Source organism: Shewanella sp. SR43-4 (genome assembly GCF_014163845.1).
Lineage (GTDB): Bacteria > Pseudomonadota > Gammaproteobacteria > Enterobacterales > Shewanellaceae > Shewanella > Shewanella vesiculosa.
Genome location: NZ_JACJEB010000001.1, coordinates 68,866 through 93,282 on the forward strand (window position 1 = coordinate 68,866; position 24,417 = coordinate 93,282).

Annotated in this window: 22 protein-coding genes; 13 read left to right on the top strand and 9 right to left on the bottom strand. The window is 41.3% G+C overall.

Features of this window, described 5'->3' with window-relative positions; translation table 11 throughout:
• Positions 1–57 precede the first annotated feature (57 nt).
• Positions 58–2,718, top strand: a complete 2,661-nt coding sequence (gene pepN, locus H5123_RS00315) for an aminopeptidase N (protein ID WP_182696672.1) — start codon at positions 58–60, stop codon at positions 2,716–2,718.
• A 173-nt stretch (positions 2,719–2,891) separates the two neighbouring features.
• Here the strand turns inward: pepN and H5123_RS00320 are convergent, their stop codons facing one another.
• Positions 2,892–4,025, bottom strand: a complete 1,134-nt coding sequence (locus H5123_RS00320) for an endonuclease/exonuclease/phosphatase family protein (RefSeq protein ID WP_182696673.1) — start codon at positions 4,023–4,025, stop codon at positions 2,892–2,894.
• A 388-nt stretch (positions 4,026–4,413) separates the two neighbouring features.
• Between H5123_RS00320 and H5123_RS00325 the strand changes: the two genes are divergently transcribed.
• The 3 genes from H5123_RS00325 (at position 4,414) to H5123_RS00335 (ending at position 5,950) form a co-directional block, all read left to right on the top strand.
• Complete coding sequence (locus H5123_RS00325; RefSeq protein WP_182696674.1) at positions 4,414–5,022, top strand: CIA30 family protein; 609 nt, start codon at positions 4,414–4,416, stop codon at positions 5,020–5,022.
• A 24-nt stretch (positions 5,023–5,046) separates the two neighbouring features.
• Positions 5,047–5,652 carry an HAD family hydrolase gene (locus H5123_RS00330; RefSeq protein WP_182696675.1) on the top strand — a complete coding sequence of 202 codons (606 nt, stop codon included), beginning with the start codon at positions 5,047–5,049 and terminating at the stop codon, positions 5,650–5,652.
• A gap of 82 nt (positions 5,653–5,734) precedes the next feature.
• Complete coding sequence (locus tag H5123_RS00335) at positions 5,735–5,950, top strand: TIGR02450 family Trp-rich protein (protein WP_124018073.1); 216 nt, start codon at positions 5,735–5,737, stop codon at positions 5,948–5,950.
• Positions 5,951–6,176: 226 nt separating this feature from the next.
• Here H5123_RS00335 and H5123_RS00340 read toward each other — a convergent pair whose 3' ends face one another.
• The 4 genes from H5123_RS00340 to slyA all read right to left on the bottom strand — a co-directional run bounded on the left by H5123_RS00340 (position 6,177) and on the right by slyA (position 9,945).
• Positions 6,177–7,061: a tetratricopeptide repeat protein gene (locus H5123_RS00340; protein ID WP_220487507.1), complete on the bottom strand. Its 885-nt coding sequence runs from the start codon at positions 7,059–7,061 to the stop codon at positions 6,177–6,179.
• Positions 7,062–7,240: 179 nt separating this feature from the next.
• Positions 7,241–8,266, bottom strand: coding sequence for a DUF2955 domain-containing protein (locus H5123_RS00345; protein WP_182696676.1), 1,026 nt, complete (start codon positions 8,264–8,266; stop codon positions 7,241–7,243).
• Positions 8,267–8,405: 139 nt separating this feature from the next.
• Positions 8,406–9,464 carry an HlyD family secretion protein gene (locus tag H5123_RS00350; protein WP_124018076.1) on the bottom strand — a complete coding sequence of 353 codons (1,059 nt, stop codon included), beginning with the start codon at positions 9,462–9,464 and terminating at the stop codon, positions 8,406–8,408.
• A gap of 1 nt (position 9,465) precedes the next feature.
• The gene (gene slyA, locus H5123_RS00355) at positions 9,466–9,945 is read right to left on the bottom strand and encodes a transcriptional regulator SlyA (RefSeq protein WP_182696899.1); all 480 of its coding nucleotides are present in this window, start codon (positions 9,943–9,945) and stop codon (positions 9,466–9,468) included.
• A 685-nt stretch (positions 9,946–10,630) separates the two neighbouring features.
• On the opposite strand from slyA, the gene H5123_RS00360 reads away from it, so the two are divergent.
• Positions 10,631–11,545 (top strand): L,D-transpeptidase family protein, encoded by a 915-nt coding sequence (locus H5123_RS00360; RefSeq protein ID WP_124018098.1) that lies wholly within the window; start codon positions 10,631–10,633, stop codon positions 11,543–11,545.
• A 108-nt stretch (positions 11,546–11,653) separates the two neighbouring features.
• Here the strand turns inward: H5123_RS00360 and H5123_RS00365 are convergent, their stop codons facing one another.
• Positions 11,654–12,436, bottom strand: a complete 783-nt coding sequence (locus tag H5123_RS00365) for a polymer-forming cytoskeletal protein (protein WP_182696677.1) — start codon at positions 12,434–12,436, stop codon at positions 11,654–11,656.
• A gap of 112 nt (positions 12,437–12,548) precedes the next feature.
• Between H5123_RS00365 and zapE the strand changes: the two genes are divergently transcribed.
• Positions 12,549–13,742 (top strand): cell division protein ZapE, encoded by a 1,194-nt coding sequence (gene zapE, locus H5123_RS00370; protein WP_182696678.1) that lies wholly within the window; start codon positions 12,549–12,551, stop codon positions 13,740–13,742.
• Between the two features lie 47 nt (positions 13,743–13,789).
• On the opposite strand, the gene H5123_RS00375 is transcribed toward zapE, so the two are convergent.
• Complete coding sequence (locus H5123_RS00375) at positions 13,790–14,074, bottom strand: DUF3081 domain-containing protein (protein ID WP_165870174.1); 285 nt, start codon at positions 14,072–14,074, stop codon at positions 13,790–13,792.
• 259 nt (positions 14,075–14,333) lie between these two features.
• On the opposite strand from H5123_RS00375, the gene H5123_RS00380 reads away from it, so the two are divergent.
• Entirely contained in the window at positions 14,334–14,627 is a 294-nt protein-coding gene (locus H5123_RS00380) for a sodium-dependent bicarbonate transport family permease (RefSeq protein WP_182696679.1), read from the top strand.
• Between the two features lie 206 nt (positions 14,628–14,833).
• Here the strand turns inward: H5123_RS00380 and H5123_RS00385 are convergent, their stop codons facing one another.
• Together H5123_RS00385 and glnE are read right to left on the bottom strand one after the other, a co-directional pair.
• On the bottom strand, positions 14,834–15,817 hold the full coding sequence (locus tag H5123_RS00385; RefSeq protein WP_182696680.1) for a sensor domain-containing diguanylate cyclase: 984 nt from the start codon (positions 15,815–15,817) through the stop codon (positions 14,834–14,836).
• Positions 15,818–15,900: 83 nt separating this feature from the next.
• The gene (glnE, locus tag H5123_RS00390; protein WP_182696681.1) at positions 15,901–18,750 is read right to left on the bottom strand and encodes a bifunctional [glutamate--ammonia ligase]-adenylyl-L-tyrosine phosphorylase/[glutamate--ammonia-ligase] adenylyltransferase; all 2,850 of its coding nucleotides are present in this window, start codon (positions 18,748–18,750) and stop codon (positions 15,901–15,903) included.
• Between the two features lie 163 nt (positions 18,751–18,913).
• On the opposite strand from glnE, the gene H5123_RS00395 reads away from it, so the two are divergent.
• From H5123_RS00395 to H5123_RS00420, 6 genes are all read left to right on the top strand, one after another.
• Positions 18,914–19,876, top strand: coding sequence for a hypothetical protein (locus H5123_RS00395; RefSeq protein WP_182696682.1), 963 nt, complete (start codon positions 18,914–18,916; stop codon positions 19,874–19,876).
• 13 nt (positions 19,877–19,889) lie between these two features.
• A complete protein-coding gene (locus H5123_RS00400) occupies positions 19,890–20,789 on the top strand; it encodes a DUF350 domain-containing protein (RefSeq protein WP_124018082.1) in 900 nt (299 codons plus the stop codon).
• Positions 20,790–20,792: 3 nt separating this feature from the next.
• The gene (locus H5123_RS00405) at positions 20,793–22,553 is read left to right on the top strand and encodes a polyamine aminopropyltransferase (RefSeq protein WP_259395232.1); all 1,761 of its coding nucleotides are present in this window, start codon (positions 20,793–20,795) and stop codon (positions 22,551–22,553) included.
• Between the two features lie 79 nt (positions 22,554–22,632).
• A complete protein-coding gene (locus H5123_RS00410) occupies positions 22,633–23,046 on the top strand; it encodes a YjfI family protein (protein WP_124018084.1) in 414 nt (137 codons plus the stop codon).
• A 10-nt stretch (positions 23,047–23,056) separates the two neighbouring features.
• Positions 23,057–23,746 carry a PspA/IM30 family protein gene (locus H5123_RS00415; RefSeq protein WP_124018085.1) on the top strand — a complete coding sequence of 230 codons (690 nt, stop codon included), beginning with the start codon at positions 23,057–23,059 and terminating at the stop codon, positions 23,744–23,746.
• Between the two features lie 6 nt (positions 23,747–23,752).
• Positions 23,753–24,406, top strand: a complete 654-nt coding sequence (locus H5123_RS00420) for a hypothetical protein (RefSeq protein WP_182696683.1) — start codon at positions 23,753–23,755, stop codon at positions 24,404–24,406.
• The last annotated feature ends 11 nt before the right edge of the window (positions 24,407–24,417 follow it).

The following is a 24,417-nucleotide window of genomic DNA, read 5'->3' on the forward strand; positions in this document are numbered from 1 at the left end:
AAGCCGACATTGTTGTCGGCTTTTTCATTAATCTAATAATAAGTTAGGAACACTAACGTGAAATTGTTATCCACTGAATTGTTTAGTCCTCGGGTTATTAAAACCAGTCTCATCGCATTATGTTGTGCTAGCGTTATTAGCTGCAGTAGCTCAATATCCACCACCGCCTTTCAACGGGATGGCTCTGCCTACATTAGCCAAGAACAAGCGCAAGCTAGATCCAGTGTGATATCAAATGCGCAATATGAGCTCACTTTCTTTCTGAGTGAACATAGTCAATTCAGTGCAAAATCAGTTGTTAACTTTGACTTAAGCAGCGTGCCAAAAGCGCTTACGCTCGACCTTAATAAAGCCAATATCAAACAATTTATCATTAACGGTACTAAGGTATATCCTAATTACAATGGTGCTTATATTGTACTAAATCAAAGCCTACTAGTAGATGGCCACAATACCGTAGAAGTCGAGTTTACTCGCGAGCACAGCACCAATGGTGAAGGCTTACATCGTTTTGTCGATCCCGTAGACGGTAAAGTTTACTTGTACTCGCATTTTGAACCTGCGGCTGCTCAACAAATGTTTGCCGTATTTGATCAACCCGACCTTAAAGCCAGCTATCAAATCAATGTTCATGCCCCCAAAGACTGGCAAGTGATCAGTGCTATGCGTGAAACCAATATCGTCGACCAAGGTGAAACCAACTTATGGACCTTCCCTGCCACGCCTAAGTTGAGCCCCTATAACTTTTCTATGCACGCTGGTCCATACCATGTTTGGGAAGACAACTCAGGCCGTTATCCAATGCGCTTGTTTTCGCGTCAATCAGTAGCGGATCAAGTTTCACCACAAGATTGGTTTACTTACACCAAACAAGGGTTAGACTTTTTTGATCGCTACTTTGGTATTGCATACCCGTTTAAAAAATACGACCAAGTATTGGTGCCTGACTTCCTTTACGGTGCAATGGAAAATGCTGGGGCAATTACGTTTTCAGAAGACCGTTTCTTATTTAATGCCGCAATGACAGCTGAACAAAAAGAACGGTTAGCCGGCGTTATCATGCACGAAATGGCGCACCAATGGTTTGGCGACTTAGTGACAATGAAGTGGTGGAATGGCTTATGGTTAAATGAAAGCTTTGCCTCGTTTATGGGCACACTTGCTACCAGCGAAGCAACCGAGTTTAGCAATGCATGGCGCAGCTTTTATGCTAAAGGTAAGCAAGCAGCTTACCATCAAGACAGCTTAGTCACGACCCATCCTATTGAAGTACCTGTGGCCACCAGCAAAAATGCCTTTGATAACATCGATGCCATTACTTATCAAAAAGGCGCATCAACCATTAAGCAATTACGTCACTTGCTCGGTGAAGACATTTTTCGCCGTGGTGTAAGCCAATATCTTACACAATATAGCTATCAAAATGCTGAGCTCAATGACTTTATCAATAGTCTAGCTACTGCCAGTGGTCGAGATTTATCCCAATGGACCAAAGAATGGTTGTATGCCGCAGGGGTCAATACCATCAAAGCCCAGTACACTTGCAAAGGTGGACAAATTAACTCATTCGCTTTAGTACAAACAGCAGATAGCCAATTTCCTACGCTACGCGAGCAACGTGTTCAAATTGGGCTATTTAACAAAAACAGGTACGAACTTGAAAAACAACAAGTCATCGCGGTTACCTATAAAGGCGCTTACACCAAAGTTGATCAGTTAATCGGTGAGGTTTGCCCAGATTTAGTCTATCCAAACTATGACGACTGGGGATTTGTAAAAGTTGAGTTAGACACGAGTTCATTTAATACCGCTAAGCAGTCTCTAGGCCAAGTGAGCGATCCGTTATTACGCTCAATGTTGTGGCAAAGTATGTGGGACAGCGTCATTGATGGTAATACATCAATGGAACAGTTCTTAAATATCGCGTTAATTAATGCACCACTGGAAAAAGATTACACCATATTAGGTCAAGTGCTTGGTAATCTTCAGCAAGCCAAAAACTATCTTGATCTTATGGCGCCCATGCATGCAAGTTACAACAGCAAAATATCAAAGGCATTAAGCCAAATGAGCTTGCGTATGAGCATGGAAAGCTACCGTAACCGAGACTTCCAACGCCGTTGGTTCGATGCCTATATTAGCCTGTCTAGTCACGGTGAGGCGTTAAAACATATTCAATCTTTACTGCAAAGTAAAAGCCATATTAAAGGGCTAAGCATAGATCAAGACTTGCGCTGGGCCATGATCCGCCAGTTAAACCGCTATGATTATGGTGACGCTCAAGCGTTACTTGCTCAAGAAAAACATCTTGATCAATCTGACTCGGGCGAAAAAGCAGCCATTGCAGCTGAAGCCATCCGTCCGCAGTCAGCGCTTAAACGCCAATGGTTAAATACCATTGAGAATAATGACACTATGCCTTTCTCTAAGATCCGTATTGCGATGTTTAACCTCTATCCTGCGGAGCAAAAGCTATTAAGTGCGGCGACCGCAGAACAACGCTTTGCTAACCTACCGTTAATGGACGATAAAGGACCAGTATTTATGCGTAGTTTTGCCGCGGCACTGATCCCGACGCAGTGCAGTGCAGGCAACATTAATGCAATTAGTGATGTCCTAGATACGCAAACAGGTTTATCACAACTCGCGCGCCGCGCCCTACTTGAAACCCGTCAAGAAGAGCAGCGCTGCGTAAAAATAAAACTGCTATTGCAGTAACCGCTACTCTAGTCGTAATAACAATCAATGGATTAGTCATTTAATGATGAAGCCATGGGGTGAATACAAAAAAGCGCTGATAAATATCAGCGCTTTTTTATTAGCTCAATAAAACAACTCTATACTGAGCCTGTGGATTTTATAACATTTGATACATTACATAATAAATATCATTAACTGCGTACGCTAAAACTCATCATCACAGGTGCATGGTCTGTACTGTCACTATCGCGTTCATACTCAGGTCGAACGAGATGGCGATCAAACGTTTTATAATCAATTATATGAGCAAGATTTTGTTGCTGAGTTGGATTAAACTCACTCGATACTAATATGTAATCAAGCACAGAACCACTGTTGCCATAGTAATGTGTCGGCTGTCTGACCGGATGGGGTTGCTCATCAACTAATGCGCTTGATTCAAACTCATCTTGGGCCAAGGTCGCATTACACTTGGTGGCGGCAATAAACAACTCATAGCTGTCAAACAAACTGCTTTGGTGTAATTCAGCCATCAATGACGTTTCGCCTAACTTAGCCAGCCCAGGGTCTTCAATATCACTACGAAACACTCGTAATTGATTATTAAACGCGGCTAAGAGTTCACTACCCATAGTGTCATTAAAGTCACCCATTAACATGAAAGGTTGTTGACTCTGTTGTCGTCTCATTAACATTTGATGGCACAACAATGCCGATTCACTGCCTCGCTGTAAACTCGATGCCCAGCGCCCAAGCACTTGCCTTGCAACAAAATCTGCACCACCATGTAAACCACTTTCACTGATATCGTCGCGACTGACACCGCTACGCTTAGACTTAAGATGAATCACATAACAATCACATGGCCCAAAAATAGGTAACTGTATGGTTGCTCGAAGTGGTTTACGGCTAAAACTAAATGACTCAGCTAAACCTAATTGATTGACCCATTGCGGATCTGGCACGACATTAACCGAATCGATAATAGGATACTTAGATGCAATCGCCACGACTGGACTTCGATACACATAGTCACTCACCACTTCAGGTAAATCTAGTGCCACAAAATATTCATACCCCAGAGACTTAGTCAGCACAGCTAAGGCATCGGGACTAAACACTTCTTGAAAAGCAATAATGTCAGCTTGAGATTGGTTAATAAAATCACTTAACCAGGCACACTTTTTTTGCCACTGTTTATCACTATAGATATTTTCAAAATCATAAAAAGCATAAGGCGGTTCAATAAAATTAAATAAATTAATGCTTACCACACTAAAGGTAAGCGCGGCTGACTGAGTCGATAACCCACCGTTTACGTCCAAAATATCTTGTCCCTCAGGTCTATCATCTGTTGATATGATTGCTCATCATCGAAGATAAATAGCCACTTAATAAAACCTATACCAAGGGTACTGACAAGATCCCAACTTGTCGAATATAACTCTCCCCCAGATGGGAAGGATCTGGCATTGAAAAAGAACGGCAAAATAAGTGAACCTAAATTGAATAGCACGCGTAATAAATAATAGTTATACCGTTAGATGACACCTGATAGACCAAAGCCCGATACGTTAGACCCCATGTAGCAAGACCCGATGCAGTAAGTAACATTATCCTCCGTAAGACCCTTTATGGCTTATCCCTCACCCTGATAAGCCATTTTTTTATGGCCTTTGGAGCGATATATCGAACGATGATGAATAGGAGTATATGATGGTATTACTCAATACACAGGACGGGCATAATAGCCGAAAAGTACCAATAGGTATTCGAACTGTCGCAGGAATTTTACTAATCTTTGGCCAACCCGCATGGAGTGCCAGTGAGGATAATATGTTATTTCATTTTACTGATCCGAGTCACTTTACAAAATGGTTAATCAATAATGACACTGTAATGGGCGGTATTTCACAAAGCAAAGTTGAAATTAACCAGCAAGTGTTGTTATTTACAGGGTCTGTGTCATTGGAAAACAATGGCGGGTTCGCATCGATAGAGTCGAATTATAAGCATCCAATTATCGATCAATCAGAGCTTAGTCTCACAGTTAAAGGCGATGGTAAAACCTATCAAATACGCCTAAAATCGCCCAACTTATCGTATGGTGAAGCGTATGTAGCGAATTTTACCACTCGCCCAAATACGCTAACGCAACATACTTTTATCCCTGCTGATTTTACCGTTAACTTCAGGGGACGTAAGGTTGCAAATGCACCTGCATTAGATTTTAATGACATTGATCGGGTTGGCTTTTTAGTGGCACAAAAACAACAAGGTCCGTTTTTAATTGAGTTACACTCAATGCAATTTAACCGATAAATATAAATTAGATAAGGGTATTAATTGAATTTACCAATGCAAATTAAAGGTATTATTTTTGACTTAGACGGTACCTTAGTTGAATCCAATTTAGACTTTAACTTAATTCGTCAGCAAATTGGTTGTCCTGATAGTATCGATCTCCTTAAATATGTCGACGAGTTAAGCTGCAAAGACACTCAAGCCAGCGCCAATCAGATTATCCTTGATCATGAATACCAAGATGCAATCAATGCCAAACCGATTAAAGGCATGGCAGAGCTGATTAATGCTATTGAAGCGGCAAAACTCCCCACTGCTATAGTGACTCGTAATAGCCTTGCCGCCAGTGCAATGAAAGTAAAACAGAATAATATCGCCATCAATCACGTATTGACCAGAGAAGATTATCCAGCAAAACCGGCCCCGGATGCACTGCTAGCGATAGCAACTCAATGGCAAATTTCGCCGCAACATATTATCTATGTCGGCGATTATTTATATGATATTCAGGCAGCTAACAATGCCGGCATGATAGCTTGTTTTATTAATCATGGGGTTGATAGCGAATATCAACATCTCGCCGATATTATTATCAATGATCTAAGCCAATTGCAGCAGTTATTAGTTAGTCACTCTCACAATGATTAACACCAGTACTGATTAGGTACGTCATGAGTCATAACATGAATATTAATATGGGCATCGAAAGACTGAGAATAGGAGAACGAATATGAACCCAATTCATCCTAAGAAATTACTCAATAGCAAATGGACCAAGGTGAACGTGGTTCAGAAACTGAAGCATTTTAGCATCAGTAAAGTGGAATATGACGAGCAGCAAAACGTCATTGAATGCATCATAAGGGCAGAAATGAATGCACAAGAGTTTGCTATTGACTGGCGCAATCTTAAAGATCCGCAACAGTGGAAAATTGGCTGGCAATAATCTGTTGCAAAACATATTCATTATGACGTTTGTAAAAGAAAAAAGTGACTCTTGCTTATGCAAAACGAGTCACTTTTTTATATCAGCGTTAAATAAACGCTGATCAAACTGCTTGTTAATGTGTTAATTATGACATTAATGACAACCTGCAATTGCTCTGTCATTAGTCATACTTGCAACATAACGCGTTTGTCATTGAAACTAATTATTCTATTTAGCTCAGCTATTATTTTATGATAAATATTGAACCTTCAAGTCTGAATTGAAGTGTTTCTAAGCCCCAATCAGATAACATGACATCCTGGATTCGTTGACCGTCACCTTCACTACTACATCCCCACATTTTTGCACATGTTTGTCCGGCTATATTAGATCCAGTGCCTTTTGATGTGTCAGGGATCATGTGGTTCAACTGTGTGATATGCGAGCCAAACATGTCTTCAAATGTATCCATTTGTACGTCAATGGTTTCCATTTCACCTTGAGGAAAAATGATCGCTGCAGTTTGCTCATTTGAACCCGTTTTCTCAGGGGTTAACGTGACAACATCTTTTGAAATTAAAGCATAAAGATTGCTCAGAGGTAAATCTTTAGTAGATTCATGCAGATAAAGTACTTGCCCATAATTTCTGGCGGCAAGATTCTTTTCTTCATAAGCTCTAGCAAGGTATTGATCTGCAAGTGCCAAATCTTGTTCTACCATGCCACCACCTAAATACATTTTACCCAATAAATACGATGATTGAGAGTGGCCCATCTTTGATGCGTACTTTAAAAACTCAACACCTTCATCGACATCTTTCAAAGGAGTATCTTGTAAATACAAAACGCCCGCTTTATATTTTGCATCCAGTACGCCATATTTACCTGCACGTCGGTACCATTTTAACGCCATGTCTAAATCTTTATCGGTACCATAACCGGTATAATAGAATTCAGCTAACATGGCCATCGCTGAGGAATGGCCTCGTTTAGTTAAAATTCGATAGGCTTTAAAGTATTCAATACATTCAGAAGTATTACACTCAGGCAATTGATTTGCTTGGCTTTTAAATGGGGCGAAAGCGAGAAAGCTCAATATCAAGCTAAAAATAATAGTATTTTGTTTCATTATGTTAAGTCCTTTTTATATACCATCCATTACTATTAGCATTTATATAACAAATGTCTATAGTAAATATGTCTATAAAACTAACCGCACGCTGCAGCTAAAATCATCAATTAACTACTGAATAATATCGATAAACGAATATACTCAAATTAGATCGATTTACCGCACACATCTATCGTTCAACCAAATCGAGTCGCTGTAAATTGATTCAATAAGCGATGCACTAAATAACACAATAATAAAGTTGCCACTATTGCCACTAGAATACTACTGACTCGATACAAAGCACTAAATACTAGATCGTTATTGGGGGTTAAATATTGGCCAAATAGTATGCCTAATGTGGTCATGGCGCCAAACCCCACTCCTGAGCCACTCGCCTCTCTCACATGCACTTGGCTAAATAACATTAAGCCTATCCACAATAGCGGTATGACAAAAATCAGTTGCCCAGACCAATCATAAAGTAACCCTTGTCCTAGTAAACCAAAGGTCACTCCAAGCAGGGTACCGATAGCACGCTTGCGGGCATAGCCGAGTGCACCATTCCAATGCATGGGGAATAACAATAATAAGGTGGTGGCTTGAGCTGACATAGAGTCTCGCAAGTTAAATACCTGAAAAACCACAAATGATGCTGTCGCAATTGATGCACCGAGTAATGCTTCATGACGCATACGATTAGACGCTTTAGCAACCGATGCCATTGGCGGACGTGGTTCGACATCTGGCCAAAGAGCGGTCATAGCGTAAGCAATAATGACAGATGCTGCCGTCGCCCAAAAATTATTAAAAATAAGATTATTAATATCGACACTCGGATAACTGGCAAAGTGCAGCATAATGCTTAAGCTGATCACCCCGTTAGCGCCGAACAAAAACAAACTGCCTCGTGACATTGCCGCAAATCGATACAGAAAAAGTATAAACACAATTGGCAAGATCATCCCTGGATGAGTACCAAATAAACCACCTAGAATACCTACCTCAATTCCAGCCATCACCGATGATGCTAATAGTTGCCGCATTGCATGGGCATTCATCACTGGTACTAAACCCAACAGTAACATTGGGGTTACAGTAAAAAATACTCCATAACTTAGGTCGAAAAATTTACAAATAGCAAACCCAAGTGTTGCGCCTGTTGCAATACGAAGGCATTGACGTAAATCGTTTGTAGTCAAAGGACTGTGGCGTAGCAACATGTAAAATACCTTCGCATTGGAGAGAATACGGCACCCTAAATCACCCACCCTAATAAATGGTTTGTTCAGTCAACACTAAAAAGTGGTAACCAGCTATAAGTATGGATTAGGGAAATGATGATTGAAGTTAATGCTTCATTTAATAAATATAGTGCAGCACACTAATGACTTTAATTTGTACCTTAGCCAAAAAACCGAGAAAACTGCTATTGGGCACCAATTGCACCGTGGCGCGAGCCCCTGCAGGCAATAGGCTAACGGCTTGTTGATCGAGCTCTAAATGTAAACGTAAGCGCTGGGCATCACGTACCCATCGCACCGACTCTTGGGGATCTGCCAAGCGGCCATTGGCATCAAATTGTCCGGCACTCACACCTGCATCAACGGAACTCACTTTGGCCGAGTATAAATGTCCAGGTTGGCCATCAAATGAAACCAGCGCAATTGATTGTGGCTCAATACCTTGTAAACTTTTCTCTCTGAAATCAGCAATAATATCAACGTTTTCTGATACGAGTGCTAATAAAGGCTGACCGACTGTAGCAAAGCTACCGACTTCTAACTGTAAGTTAGTGACAACCCCATTTTGATCTGCGCGAATTTGAGTATATGACAAGTCTAACTCGGCTTGAGCTAAATGATTTTGAGCTTGGCGAACTTTTAAATTATCCGCGCCGTTAAACCCACGACTAACGATTAACTTAGTTAAGCGAGCTTTAGCGGCAAGTAAGTTAGCTTCGGCGGTTGCGGCATCATTTTGAGCTTGATCGGCTAACTGCTGCGATACACCGCGTGTGGAATAAAGAGCATCAATACGCTTTGCCTCGCTGCTTTTTTGCTGTGCATTACTTTGATTTGCCTGCACGTCGGCTTTGGCGGCTAATATCGATGCATCGAGTTCTGCATTATCTTGTTTTGCTTGCTCTAAGGCTAATGTTGCTCGCTCAACCGCTAACTCATAAGAGGCTGAATCGATACTAAACAACACATCACCTTCGGCCACAAATTGGTTATTTGCGACCTTAATAGAGGCTATTTTTCCACTGACTTGTGGTGTTACCTTGGTGACCATCCGTGTTGCCATAGCTTGTGGCGTCATTGGCATGACAGCATCGGCAAACATAAAGTAACCGAATACGAATACAAACATCGCAATCGATATTTTAACGAGACGGGCAAATTGTTGATCTGGAGTCATGTTACTTCTCACTAAAAGGGTCATCAGACTGATTAAGCTTAGCCATAGCATTAGCACTAATCAGACTGATCACACGTTCAAATTCATTTAATTCTTGATGACTAATGCCATTGAGTAATTCAGCACGGATTTGCATAATCCGTGCTTCTATTTGCTTCAGAATGTCGGTTCCTTGAGGGGTCAAACTGACAATTCGTGCTCGCTTATCAGTATCGCAACAACGCCTTTTAACATATCCATGTTCTTCTAATTGTCCCAAAGTGCGCATTAATGATGGCAATTCTATTTCTAACGCGTCGGCGAGTACTTTTTGACTGACGTTATCGCCTAAGCGTAATAGCTTCCACAGCGCGGTCCAGCGAGGATGAGTTAAGCCTAAAGGAATTAATTCAACATCTGCGACAGTGCGCCATAATCGATGTAACCGGCCGAGTTGCTCAGCAAGATGTAGCTCTTTTAATCGCTCTAATTCTGTAGAAATCATATTAAGTCACCACTTAGTTAGCATGCTAAGCATTATAACTGGTTAGCATGCTAACTAAAAGTGCGACAATTTATTTTGATGAGGAATAAGCAGAGTAAAAAAATAACCAATTGATATATAAATTAAAAATAAACATTAATTTAAATAAATGTTTACTAGTATCTGGTTTTACTGTCGTCTTGTACGTACTTTGGGGATTCATCGAGGACATCTTTTACTGCAATTTTCCTCGGTAAATACTGAGATAGCTATATAGGCAAAAATCCAAATACATATTTTTAGATTCGATAGGAGCGTAACCCAGCATCGTTAATTAAAGAGGCTGAAAGTGTGCATCATCGCTTACGGTGTTAAGGCCGATTGCATAAAATACCCATAAGCTTAAGTCTTATAAAAAATCCATTTAAGAGTCATTCTTCCACAAAATAGACACTCAAATAGGTTATAAGTTAGCGCTAAAAGAACATCAGTTGCCAACCGCTCCAGACAACTTACATCAGCTTACTAAACGTTTAAGATTTAAATAACGAAACAGGAAAAAATCAGTTGAAATATTAAGCGTAATAAGTGAGGATGCGCGCTAATAATATGTACTAATGACCAGTACAAAATAGTCAAACTTGGTAAGATATTGTAGTCTGACTGGTATAACGTCTGTTTTTGGAATGATATAACGCTTATGATGAATTCGTTACGCACTACTTTAATTGCAGCAACGGCTATGGTACTCAGTTTTTCGAGTGCTGCTGTTGAATATCGTCTACCTGCTAAAGGCAGCAATTTAGTCGGTGAAAATCAATACTATGTTGTTCCTGAGGGCAAGTTAACCCTAGAACAAATCGCCTCAAAATTTCAGCTCGGATTAACTAACTTATTAGAAGCAAACCCTGGCGTGGATCCTTTTTTACCCAAAGCCGGTAGCACTTTATTAATCCCACATCAGCTAATTTTGCCGAACACTAAACGTGAAGGCGTAGTGATAAACAGCGCTGAAATGCGTTTATATTATTTCCCAAAAGGAAAAGATATTGTTGAAGTATTGCCGATTGGTATTGGCCAAATAGGTAAAGACACTCCAGAAAAGTGGGTAACAACCATTCAACGTAAACGCGCAAACCCAACGTGGACACCAACTGCTAACATTCGTAAATCTTACGAAGCAAAAGGAGTGACATTACCAGCGGTATGGCCTGCAGGCGCTGATAATCCAATGGGTTTGTTCGCACTGTATGTGGGTAACTTATATGCAATCCATGGCACTAACGCCACCTTTGGTATTGGTTTACGCGTCAGTTCTGGTTGTGTTCGTTTACGCGATGAAGATATTGAACATTTATTTAATACCGTGCCAGTAGGTACTCGTGTTGAATTTATTAACCAACCCATTAAAGCGACTGAAGAACCTGATGGTAATCGTTATTTAGAAGTTCATCAGCCGCTATCACGCACTCAAGCTGAGTTTGATTCGACTGAGCCGGTAGCATTATCATTTGATAAAGAAACCACTCGCTTTGTTGCTCACCCACAAACTGACTCATTTATATTAAAGCGATTGCTAGAGCAACGTACAGGTATGCCAACTCGCATTAATCCATAAGTAATATAAAAATATTTGGCTGTATCAAAACAGCATAAAATGGTTTTATTACTCCACTAAACACTGTGGTTAATAAAACCATTTTTTATGGGTTTAATAAAAAGATGCTTACTTATCTGGCGTGCCAAACGCTGGCTCGATTTGTTCGACATCGTCACTCGCTGTTTGGCTATCCCCCATAGCCTCACTGGTTTTAGCGAGTTCATGTAAATCTTCCATCGCCACATTAATATCACTTTGACCAGCCCCCATCAATGCTTCAGCTTGATCGACAAATGAAGTCTGTTGATCTATATCTTGAAATAAGACCTCAGCATCTTCTGTTGTCGCAGTTGATTGTGAGTATTGTTCTACGCTGGCTTGATTGTTGTCAGATGACAATATTTGACCACGATTCAATGCCGAGCTAATGGTTGGTTGTAATATTGTGCCGGCAATAATCAAAATAGTCGCAACTGCGGCATAAGTGAATTTACGCCCAGAAAAAACCGAATGAGTAACACTAGCCTGCTGCGCCTGTTGATGTGATGATTGCTCTGCTTCAGCTTGTGGTAACTGCGATGCATCAGGACCTTTAGTGCGCATACCGATGAATTGACCGCCATCATAAATTTCCATCTGATGACTCGACACTTCACCTTCTACAATACCCGAGCTGACAATAATTAACTTATTGCAATGTAACTTGCCTTTAAATAATCCTGACACGCGCATCTCTTGGCAAAAAACGTCCCCCTCAATCACGCCTCCCAGCTCAATTTTGATTTGATCAGTAGAGTTGATAGTACCTTTGGTGTGACCAGCAACCATTGCAGGACCTTGAATACGTACATTACCTTCTAATGTCATATCCGCACCAATGTAGGTCATCCCCTTATTTTTATGATTCATGTCTGGGTCCTTGTTAGGATTAATACTCAGGGTTCACGCTCAGAGTTAATAGATTGTTATTTTTGTCACAAGAGCTTAAAGGAAATACGCACCATAATAAAGGCAACAGTTAATGGTATACTACTCAGCTCAACAATTTAGCTTAAGTGTTATGTCGCCATTACAAGCCTATCAGCAGCGCATTAAACAAAACATGCTTGATGATCCTGCGCAACAGCAAGCAGTACTCGCCTTAGATTCGCTCTATCAGCAATGTCTATCGATTAACAAAAAAAACCGCGGTTTATATTTGTGGGGAGATGTTGGTCGTGGGAAAACCTTTCTGATGGATCTGTTTTATCAAAGTTTGTCTGAGCAGTACCTATATAACCCGCAGTCTGAAGTAAATAAAACCGTATTACGTCTTCATTTTCATCGTTTTATGGCTATGCTCCATCAGCAATTAAATCAAACATCGGGGATCCGCGATCCATTAGCTCATATTGCTAAGCAAATTGCAGCCAAATATTCTGTCATTTGCTTCGATGAATTTTTTGTATCTGATATCGGTGATGCCATTTTACTTGGGCGATTATTTGAGACATTATTTCAGTCAGAAGTGACCTTAGTTGCAACGTCAAATGTGCCGATTGTTGACTTGTATAAAAACGGATTACAGCGCGATCGTTTTTTACCCACTATTGATCTACTTCTACAATATACCGAATCAATCCATTTAAATGGTCAAATTGATCATCGTTTACACGCTAACGCCAACATATTAACGACTACACCACCTTGGCTAAAACAGCCATCATCAATGGCGCCCGACGTTGTTTTTCAACAATTATGTCAACAATACCCACAACCTCATGCGAGTCTCAAAAACCTGCCACATTCAATTGAGGTATGCCATAGAGACATTGCCGTTATGGCTATACACGGCCAGCTTGCTTGGTTTACCTTTTCAGCCTTGTGCCAAGGCCCACGATCAGCATTAGATTATATTGAACTCGCGGGACAATTTAGCCATATCTTACTCAGCGATGTACCGATATTAGGCGGAGAACTACGAAGCTGGATTAGAGCACGTGGCACCGAAGATGGTTCACTAGCAACCATCACAGGCGAGCGACAACTGTCCTATGCCAGTGAGGATGATCCAACCAGACGCTTTATTAGTTTAGTTGATGAACTATACGATCAAAAAGTGATGTTAATCCTCAATAGCAGGTTTAGCTTGGAAGATTTATACATTGATGGGGCATTACAATTTGAATTTAGACGCACTTACAGTCGCCTAATCGAAATGCAACAATGGGCGTAAAGTATGTGATGCAAGGTTATGAGTGCTTAATAACCCTAATGCTTTACTCAAGATGCTTGGAAATTTTCAACGTCATTAAATCGACGTAAAAAATTATCGAGCGCATCATTGGTAGGATATTCGAACTGATACTTATTGTGAAAAAACACCGTTAAACTAACTTGAGCATCAGACAAGGTAATGGTGTAGCCATCGTGATCCGTTTGGGCACTGATACCACACAACCAATAATCATGGCCACTAAGACCATCTTCAAGCGCACGTTTTTCGCCATATTGAGTGACTTTGTTAAACACTTTTAACGCACGATGAATATCAATTTCATTTTTCATTACAGGCTCTACCATTAATATTGCTATGTTCTTATTCAACGATACTATACGCTAGCAATACTTAATAGATCAGTACTTCACAGATCTGCTATTAATAACTATAACAGCCTAGATTTATTCAATATTACTGCGCCATTTTGATTTAAAATATTTCACTTTGTTATGACTACAAGGCAGCATCACCATAGTTTATAACAGATAGAAGCGATAACATGCTTAGTACTATGATGGCTTTTTTGTCCTCAGTTTAAATGCAGGATTGATCAAGTCAGATTTAAAAGTCCCTAAGGCGACCTGCGAAACCTTATCCACTTTGTTAATGCTCATACTAGGAATAACAGAGGGCATGACAAGGCAAAAAAGTCATTTAGCGATCACTAAATGCCGTCTGTTATTGCGCTTGGATTTATTATTCTTCTGCGTGTGTATTCAATGCTACGCCAACTTATCAAATTGCCGCAAAAAGAAGCCATTAAGGCGGCAATACCCTATGCCAATATTGGCTTGGCTATGCTGGTATCGCCTGAGACAGCACTCGAAATTAAAACTTTGATTTTAAATGAAATTTGTTCGTTATCGTTCACTAGATATTAGGCTAAGCCATCAATAGAGGTAATCTGCTGAGTGTAGATAAATTAATAATTGAGTAAGTTGAAATGAAAAATAATAGTAGTGACAGGACATCAGCTTTTACTAAGATTAAGCACAAGGATATATCCATTATCGGCGAGTAATTCAGCATCATTCATGAGTAACAGGCTATTTAATTACCGTTTCGTTTTTCTGGTGATGTTTTGCTTTGTCAACAAACATGGCTTTATCGACAGTCACCAAATATTCATACAAGGATAATGCCTGATTTGCTTGTCGATGCACCACACCTTTGCTGTAAGTTAATTGGTAAGGTTTAGCATTGTGCTGGTTATGCTGCTCAACAGACTGCTGGAACCTGTGTAATACATCGTTGACAATAGTTTCATCAGTTTGACTCAGCAATACCACAAATTCATCACCAGCAAATCGCGCAATAATATCTGAACCACGAAAACTGCTGACTAATAAACGGGCAAAGATTTTTAATGCGTTATCTCCTTCTTCATGACCAAATGCGTCATTAATTGATTTAAAATCATTTAAATCTAAGAAAATCAGACAGGTGTTAAAGCCGAGCTTATCACTGCGGGCCATTGTTCTATGAGAAAGTAACTCAAAGCCGCGACGATTAAAAATACCCGTTAACGCATCCAAAGTATTTTGCTTAATCGATAACAGCTCATCTATAACAATATTGCCAAGATCTTCTAAAGTTGCTTCATCATCTTTAGAAAAGGACCTCGGCTTGTCATCAATAATACACAAGGTTCCGACTATCACGCCATTAGGCATAGTTAATGGATAACCGGCATAAAATCGAACATTAGGTGGCCCGAGTACCAGTGGGTTGTCGGCAAAACGCTGATCTTTTAGCGCATCAGGTACAATGAAAATGCCATGCTGATTAATGGCGTGACCACAAAAAGAAATATCACGTTGGGTTTCGCATACATCTAATCCTTGTGAGGATTTAAACCATTGACGATCGGCATCAATTAAACTTATCACGCTAATCGAGACTGAAAATAAGCGTTTTGCTAGCCGAGTGACACGATCAAAGCGATCTTCAGCTGCGGTATCGAGCATGTTTAATCCTCGAAGCGTTTCGAGTCGAGTATGCTCATTTTCAGGTATCGGAGCCAGAAGCATTAAAAGTCCAACTTAATCAAATAACACCAGTTCAATAAGACAGTTATAGAACTAAATATCGATCTTAACCACTTCATTTAGTATCAAATGTGTAAAATATTATTATAAATTTCAATGACGCTATCAGTTTTGGGTTGCACGCTTTGCTGCGGTAATTTACCAGGCAATTGCTGTAAGGTCAGTTCATGATTCTCATCACGCAGCCAACAGTAAGTTTGAGTTAAATGCTGAGCTTGCATTACCGGCAATAATTCCAACTCTGCTAACACTTCAAAAATGCGCACATTATCAGACCAAATAGTTAACTCGTGATATTGATGCGCATAGGCTAAGACTAAATACTGGGCTATAAATTCAATGTCCGCAATACCACCTGCGCTCTGTTTTAAATCAAATATTGTTGCTTCTGCTTGAAGTAAATGCTCGCGCATTTTTGTGCGCATATCCCTAACAGCTTTAGCCAACTCCACTTTATCGCGCTCAATTTGCAACACTTGCGCACGTAGTTCACTAAAACGACCCGCAAGTGAATAATCACCGAACACAAAACGAGCGCGCACTAAAGCTTGATGCTCCCAGGTCCAAGCCTCTTGCTGCAAATAAGCACCAAAATGCTCAATTTCACTAACTAATAAGCCTGATGCACCCGATGGGCGTAAACGCATATCAACTTCATATAATTCTCCAGATGTGGTGCGGGTAGCAAATAAATGCACCACACGCTGAGCAAGCTTTAGGTAAAAATGGCCATTATCAATAGATCGTTCGCCATCTGTACTGCCAGAACCGCTGTGACCGTGTAAGAAAACCAAATCTAAATCAGAACCATAACCCAGTTCAATACCACCAAGCTTACCGTACCCAATCACTGCAAACCCCATATTACTTGGGCTTGTTCCCTTAGGCGTGCCATGGCGAGACGCTACTTGATGCCAAGCTTGCAGCACGACTTGCTCAATAATTGCTTCGGCTAAAAAGGTTAAATGATCGCTGACCTGCATGACAGGTAAAACACCTGTGACATCGGCCGCAGCAATCTTGAGTTGTTGAGACAATTTAAACTGGCGCAGCGCTTCCATTTGCTGCTCCATGTCATCTTCTGGTACTCGTAATAAATATTGGCGTAATTCGCTCGGATAATCATCAATCGAAGTGATGTCATACAGTTGCGACGGGTCAATAAGCTCATCGAGCAACATAGGAAAATTAGCTAGCTCACGCGCAATCCAGGGGCTTGCACAACATAAACTGACTAATTGTTGTCTAGCACCCGGGTTTTCACATAAAAGCTCAAGGTAAGTAGTTCGAGTTAATATTTTATCTAGCACGTTGGCAACGGGCTTAAAAGCTTGACTCGGTTTCGCCTGATTAACCAATTCCTCGAGTAATTTAGGCATTAATTTGTCTAAGGTTTCACGCCCTCGAGGTCCGATAGAACGTTTTGACACCATTTGATGCCATTCACTTAATAACGGCCATAATTCGCTATCATCGATTTGTTGTTCTTGCAGCAAGGCATTAGCGTCTTCATCTTGCTGCACATTCCAAAATAATGATGTCCAATGATCATTCTGTTCGTGACTGTCAGTGCCGCCGACCGTGGCATTAAAATGGCCGTGAATGGTAGCCATCGCAGTATTAATCTTTTGACGAAGTTCTGTTTCGTTTTCAATATCTAATGGATAACAGAGCCGCTGCCAATCAAGCTCATTGTTGGGCAGAGTTTGTGTTTGTTTATCATCTATAGCTTGTAATAAATTCTCCACCCGACGCAAAAGAATATAGCTATGTTTAAGCTCATCAACCGCTAAATATTCCAACTGCCCAAGGCTGTACAAGGTATCAATGGCACCAAATAAACTTTGTTGCCGCAATGCGGGTTCGCGGCCGCCACGGATCAACTGAAAACTTTGCACTACGAATTCGACCTCGCGGATCCCTCCCGCGCCCAACTTAATGTTATCGGTTAACTGGCGACGCCTGACTTCTTGAGCAATAAGTTGCTTCATTTTACGTAGTGATTCAATCGCAGAAAAATCAATATAACGGCGATATACAAATGGGCGTAATAAATCATGTAGCTCGTCACAATAGCCAGACCAAGGGCCCAATACACGAGCTTTAACCATGGCGTAGCGTTCCCAATCGCGACCTTGTTCTTGGTAATAATCTTCTAGACCACTGAAACTGACGACTAACGGACCACTTTCTCCGTAAGGCCGTAAACGCATATCAACACGAAATACAAATCCATCAACCGTCACTTGGTCGAGTAAATTTACCAAGCGTTGGCCCATGCGAATAAAGAATTGTTGATTGGCCTGAGTACGTCTTCCACCTACCGTGTCACCATGCTCTGGAAAGGTAAAAATTAAATCAATGTCAGATGAAAAATTAAGTTCACGGCCACCCAGTTTACCCATACCTAAAATTAATAAAGGTTGCGGCTTACCTTCGGCACTCATGGGGGTACCATATTGCTGACACATTTCTTGATATAACCAATCTCGTCCAGCAATAACCAATGCTTCGGCCAGTGCTGATAAATCGAGTAGAGATTCTTCTACTGGGGTGTAATTTAAAAAATCACGCCATGCTAAACGCACCATTTGTAGATTACGATAACAACGTAAGGCTGACTTAACCTGCTCTTCTTGAGTTAACTCAACTAACAGCGAATGTAACTGAGCATCAAAATCACTGCGCACCACATCATCTAATAGGCCATCAAATAACTGCACAATCCATTCTGGATGACGACAAAGTTGCTCAGCAATATAATCACTCAAGCCAAATACGACTTTTAGCTCTTGCTGCTGCGAGGGGGGCAGTGCGGTTTTAGCCTCAGGCCAACTGTCGCAGAGTCTTAACCAGTAACGATCTGCGCTGTCTAACATAGCGGCAGATAATACCTTGTTACCTTGGTTTTGCATGGCAATAATGATCCCTAAAGAAAATGAACGTTGGACATATTATGTCGTAAATGGTATATCTATTGGTCAGTAAAATGATCAGATTAATATCATTGATACCCAGATTACTATAACCTGTGTCATATTGAATTAGCACATGAAAAATCTACATTTTGGAGAAAACATGGTAGGTCACCTCCCCCGTGTACTCATATTGATAACGGTATTGTTTGCCACGTTAGCCCTTAGCGGTTGCGGTGACGACCGACCGGAACAAATTGCTAAGTACCAGCAACTGACCCAACAACGTCTTGATCTGTTGGCCAGTTCACTCGACAACAATCAGCTGCGTAATGCGACGTTACTTAAACAATACACCAGTATTCTCGCTCAGCGCCAATCAGACTTAACACCTTTACTCGAAGAGTTGGCAAAAGATGCCGGCACTGAAGGTCCAATGTTTCAGTCATTAACGCGTCGTTATAAAGACTTAAACGATAGCGCTAACTTTATTGATTTAGACCAGCAACTGGCTGAAGCCCAAAATGTTTATCAAGCTGCAGACAGCAGTTTGTATAATGATATGCTGTCTGATCCGGTCAATGTTGTCGCTGATATGTCTAATGGCCAACTGGCCAGAGTCAATGCAATCAGCCGTGAAGCCGAAGCGCTCGCGAATGGAACCGACGTTGGTGGTGCAGGCAGCCAGCTTGTGGGTAATCCTGCTTATGGTAGCTGGCAAAATAATTCAAGTGGCACATCGATTTGGGCTTGGTATGGCATGTATGCGATGTTTTCTAACTTCACTCGTCCAACAAGTTACGACCGTTGGTCGGGTAACCGTGGTTACAGTTATTATAATGATGTAGGACGTTACCGTTATACCTCACCAAAACAAGCCACTTCGCAAGCAAAAACCTTTGAACAAACCAAGAAACGTTTTGACAGCCAGGGGAAGCGATTTGACAGCCCTTATGCAAAAACTCGAACAGGTTCTACAAGCTTGTCGCGTCAAAGTGCTAGCGCACCTAAAGCCAGTAGTACCACTCAGAGCGCGAGTAGTAAATTTCGTTCGAGCTATTCAAAAGACAGCAGTTTCCGTAACTCAAGCAGCCGCACTAGTCGCGGTGTTAGCCGTGGAAAATAGGTAAGGACTCACCATGACATTTTTTCAAGAATATGGCTTAACTCAACATTTGGCGATTATCTTAGCCATTGATTTAACCATCGCTATCGTTTTACTGACGCTAATGCGTTACTTGCAAGGCTGGAGTGTTAAAGTTAACAGCAGTGCCGAGCTAGCAGAACGTGACAATTTCGCCTTTGGTATTAGTACAGCAGGTGCAATCGCAGCATTAGGCATTGTGCTTACCGGCGCCATAACCGGCGAGGCAGCACCGTCTTATTTAACCGAAGCGATTGGCATGTCGGCTTACGGCTTATTTGGTTTAGTACTGATTAAATTGGGCCGTTTTTTACACGACAAAATCGCCTTAAATGAATTTGCGAAAAACGCTGAAATTCTCAAAGGTAATGTCTCTGTGGCTGTGGTTGATGCTGCGGCGGCTATTGCCACTGCCATTATTATCCGCGCAGTATTAATGTGGGCAGAAGATATTACCATCGATACCTTCATCGCTATTTTCAGCGCCTTCTTAATCTCCCAATTAATGTTAGTTATTCTCACCAGACTGCGCGAAAAACGTTACGCTCAACGTAATCAAGGTGCGTCAATGCAACAAGCCTTAACCCAAGGCCAAACGGCATTAGCATTGCGTCATAGTGGCTACATGATTGCCATGGCGTTAAGCTTTAACGCCGCAAGCCATTTCATTGCATACAATCCAACGGCTCACGTCAGCAACATTATTGGTTGGTGCGTATTTTCACTGATTATGTTGGTGGTATTATCGCTATTGATAACCGTGGTAAAAAAACTGGTATTGGCCGGTATTAATCTTGCCGAGGAAGTCGAAAAACAACAAAACATCGGTATAGCAGCCGTTGAAATGGCGATTAGTATTGCTGTGGCTCTTATTCTTACGGCGTTAATGGCTTAATTTATGACAACACCTTTGCTCGATGAACTTCCCGCTAACACTACACCAGGGGGCTCACAGCAAAGTTCCCCTCCATCCCGTCAAGTATCGTGGTTTGATGATGCCTTATTACTCGGCATCATGGCCTCGTTGGCGGGATGTGGTCTCATTTATGAATATCTATTATCTCACTATGCGGGCCGAATTCTTGGTGCACTAGAAGCAGCTATTTACACCATGATAGGCTTGATGATTGTGTCTATGGGTGTGGGAGCCTTTGCTGCACGGAAAATTAAATGCGCTTTCACTGGCTTTGCTATGCTCGAATTAACTGTAGCACTGTGTGGCTCATTTGCGATTATCGTTACCGCGGCCGTAATTGGCTTTGGTCAACAACTGCCATTAACCATCGCCAATACTTTAGGGCTGCCGCCAGATCACCTACCTAATGGTGGCTTTATTGCAAGTTTGCAAACCCTTAGCGCATACCTACCCTATGTTTGGGGCGTACTGCTGGGATTAATGATTGGCATGGAAATACCGCTGATTGCCCGCGTTCGGCAATCTTTGTCTGAAGCACACTTACTGCATAATGCCGGCACCATATATGGTGCCGATTACATTGGTGCAGGCATAGGTGCCGCTATTTGGGTCGGCTTTATGTTGGCCATCGATATTCAACTGGCTGCAGCACTCACCGCCAGTGTTAACCTCATCGCAGGGCTAATCTTTATTTGGCGTTTCTGGTCAAAAATCAATCATGTTAAATTGCTGCTCATAGGCCATATTATTGCCAGTGTGGTGATTGGCTTATTGGCCGTTAAAGGCCCTAGCTGGGAACAGCATTTTAATAACCTGTTATATAAAGATCATGTGGTGTATGCCAAAGCAACGCGCTTCCAGCAACTCAATTTTACTGAGCGTCTGCGCGGAGGTGGTTTACCGCCAGTTTATAATTTATACATCAATGGCCGTTTGCAATTTTCGAGCAGCGACGAACACATCTATCACAGCTTTTTAGTTCACCCAACATTAGCAGCCAGCGCACGGCACGATAATGTGTTAATTATTGGCGGTGGTGATGGCCTAGGGTTAAAACAAGTGCTCAAATGGCAACCTAAAGCCGTTACTTTAATGGATTTGGATAAAGACCTATTAGCCTTATTTAAATCGCCACCAGCAGATATGCCCAAACGCTTAAGCGATGCATTATTAGCATTAAATGGCGATGCATTAAACGATCCTCGCTTAACCTTAATGGTCGATGATGCGTTTAACGGGGTTGATAAGCTGATCCAAAAAGGTCAAATATTTGATGCCATCATTGTCGATTTGCCTGACCCAAGCCACCCAGACTTAAATAAATTGTATTCAGATTTATTTTATCGCAAGCTCAATGAATTACTCAGTGCAGATGGCGTGATCACTGTGCAGTCAACGTCACCTTACCATGCGCCAAAAGCGTTTATATCGGTGGGAAAAACCCTTACAGCAGCAGGATTTAATGTAAAACAGTATCATCATAATGTGCCGAGCTTTGGGGAATGGGGTTGGAGTATCGGCAGTAAGATGGGCAAAAATCCACAGCAGCGATTAGCCGCCATCGATAATATTCCGGTGCCAGAAGAATGGCTTACTCCTGGGCTTATCCATGGTTCATTTGAATTCCCTAAGCATTTTTATGCCGATATAGACAAGATCAAAGTGAACGAAATTGGTTCACTGCAGCTGTATTACTACCATTTAGCAGCTTGGTCAGAAAATGAAGTAATTAATCTTTTTTAATTGGACCAGATAGCGCTTGACATATTATGTCTAGATGCTATCTTTACTCACAGACATAATATGTCAATTAAGGACGAATATGAACATCCATACTATTGCAAGTCACCTAAACGGACTGTGCGATCACAGCAAAACCGGTTTTCAATTTGATTGTTATCCGATTGACGGTGATGTTGAAGTGTTACAAGTCAATATTGTCGGCCGCGAAGAAATTCCGGTGTTTGTATCAGTAACTGATAACCAAATATTGTGCATCAGTTACTTGTGGGGCGAAAACGAAGTAAATCAAGCTCGTCGGTCTGAAATGTTTGAGACCATGTTAGAACTGAACATTCCAATGCCATTATCATCGTTTGCTAAAATTGATGATAAATATGTGGTTTACGGAGCTTTATCTGTGCTTTCAAGCATGGAAGAGATTGAACAAGAATTAGCAGTACTGTCAGACAACTGTCTGGAAGTCATCGACGAACTCGTCGAATTTTTAAACTAAGGAGCCAATTATGGGCATTCTAAACAAGATTCTTACAGCGTTTCGTGGTGGTGCAACAGAAGTTGGCCAAAATATCGTTGACGCAAACTCAACTCGTATTTTTGAACAAGAAATTCGAGATGCAGAAAAACATTTAACTCGCGCTAAACGTGAATTAACCGACGTGATGGCCAAAGAAATGCAAGCTAGCCGCGAAATTGATCGCTTAAAGCGCAGCGTTGCTGAGCACGAAGGTTATGTCACCCAAGCGCTAGAAAAAGGCAATGAAGCATTAGCGATTGAAATTGCAGAAAAGATTGCTCAATTAGACGAAGAGTTAGCCGAGCAACAAACTGCCAATGACAGCTTTAGTTCGCATGCAGTGCGTTTAAAAGACTTAGTTAAAAAGACCGAGCGTCAGTTAAATGATTATCAACGTCAATTAACCATGGTCAAAACAACTGAAAGTGTACAAAAAGCGACTGCGACTATCACTGACTCATTTGCTTCAAGCAACTCAAAACTGCTTAATGCTAAAGATTCACTTGAGCGCATCAAAGCACGTCAGCAGCAGTTTGATGATCGCTTAAAAGCGTCTGAAACCTTAGCTGAAGAAAATAGCGATAAGTCATTACACGCAAAACTAGCAGAAGCGGGTATTGGTGAGCAAAAGTCGAATGCTAATGCAGTGTTAGATCGCATCAAAGCACGTAAAGGCTAAGCGATTATGGGATTTCTTAGCGGCCTATTCGGCAAAAAAGAAGCCCCGAAGCGTCAGCTTGACCACCCTAATAAACTGCTCAAGGGTGATATGATCACCTTTGATGACAGTTTTGCTTTGCCCACGCAATTGCGTGGGCAACAGCTTAAGGTTGAGGCTATTCATACTTATGAATACCAGCGCTCGCAGCTTTGTGAATTCTTATTGCGTGGCCATAGCGGCACGGCAATTTACCTATCCTATATTCAAGAAGACGAATCTTACTTAAGTATTTCAATCAAAATAAATCGTGATCTGGTTGAACAATTGTTTGACCTTGATGCATTTGCAGAAATATTTGAAGAACCAGGTAAAGCAACACTCACTCTGCAAACTCTGAATGACGAATTAGCGACCGAGCTAGATAAATGGCTCAGTGATGAATATCATCAAGCCGAATTTGCTAGTTTTGGCTACTTCCATCGTCAAGATTATCGAGATTTAAAGCCGCCTCAAAATGACGATGATGCCCGCGGTGAAGGTTTTGAAGGCTACAGCTTAGTCAACTCTGCTGACTCTCATGCGGTAGATATTGAAGTTTACGAAAGTGGCGACACTGAAGTGATGTTGACATTATATCGACCACTGACAGATATTAGAGAATACTGGCCAGCAAGCTGATACAGGTAGGA

Bases quoted from the DNA above. Each gene is read 5' to 3' on its own strand.
- H5123_RS00405 (WP_259395232.1), top strand. From the start codon at position 20,793: ATGACAACACCTTTGCTCGATGAACTTCCCGCTAACACTACACCAGGG.
- H5123_RS00375 (WP_165870174.1), bottom strand. From the start codon at position 14,074: ATGAAAAATGAAATTGATATTCATCGTGCGTTAAAAGTGTTTAACAAA.
- H5123_RS00360 (WP_124018098.1), top strand. From the start codon at position 10,631: ATGAATTCGTTACGCACTACTTTAATTGCAGCAACGGCTATGGTACTC.
- H5123_RS00400 (WP_124018082.1), top strand. From the start codon at position 19,890: ATGACATTTTTTCAAGAATATGGCTTAACTCAACATTTGGCGATTATC.
- H5123_RS00385 (WP_182696680.1), bottom strand. From the start codon at position 15,817: ATGCTTCTGGCTCCGATACCTGAAAATGAGCATACTCGACTCGAAACG.
- H5123_RS00340 (WP_220487507.1), bottom strand. From the start codon at position 7,061: ATGAAACAAAATACTATTATTTTTAGCTTGATATTGAGCTTTCTCGCT.
- H5123_RS00415 (WP_124018085.1), top strand. From the start codon at position 23,057: ATGGGCATTCTAAACAAGATTCTTACAGCGTTTCGTGGTGGTGCAACA.
- H5123_RS00410 (WP_124018084.1), top strand. From the start codon at position 22,633: ATGAACATCCATACTATTGCAAGTCACCTAAACGGACTGTGCGATCAC.
- H5123_RS00325 (WP_182696674.1), top strand. From the start codon at position 4,414: ATGATGGTATTACTCAATACACAGGACGGGCATAATAGCCGAAAAGTA.
- H5123_RS00365 (WP_182696677.1), bottom strand. From the start codon at position 12,436: ATGAATCATAAAAATAAGGGGATGACCTACATTGGTGCGGATATGACA.
- glnE (WP_182696681.1), bottom strand. From the start codon at position 18,750: ATGCAAAACCAAGGTAACAAGGTATTATCTGCCGCTATGTTAGACAGC.
- H5123_RS00335 (WP_124018073.1), top strand. From the start codon at position 5,735: ATGAACCCAATTCATCCTAAGAAATTACTCAATAGCAAATGGACCAAG.
- H5123_RS00345 (WP_182696676.1), bottom strand. From the start codon at position 8,266: ATGTTGCTACGCCACAGTCCTTTGACTACAAACGATTTACGTCAATGC.
- H5123_RS00395 (WP_182696682.1), top strand. From the start codon at position 18,914: ATGGTAGGTCACCTCCCCCGTGTACTCATATTGATAACGGTATTGTTT.
- H5123_RS00420 (WP_182696683.1), top strand. From the start codon at position 23,753: ATGGGATTTCTTAGCGGCCTATTCGGCAAAAAAGAAGCCCCGAAGCGT.
- H5123_RS00350 (WP_124018076.1), bottom strand. From the start codon at position 9,464: ATGACTCCAGATCAACAATTTGCCCGTCTCGTTAAAATATCGATTGCG.
- zapE (WP_182696678.1), top strand. From the start codon at position 12,549: ATGGTATACTACTCAGCTCAACAATTTAGCTTAAGTGTTATGTCGCCA.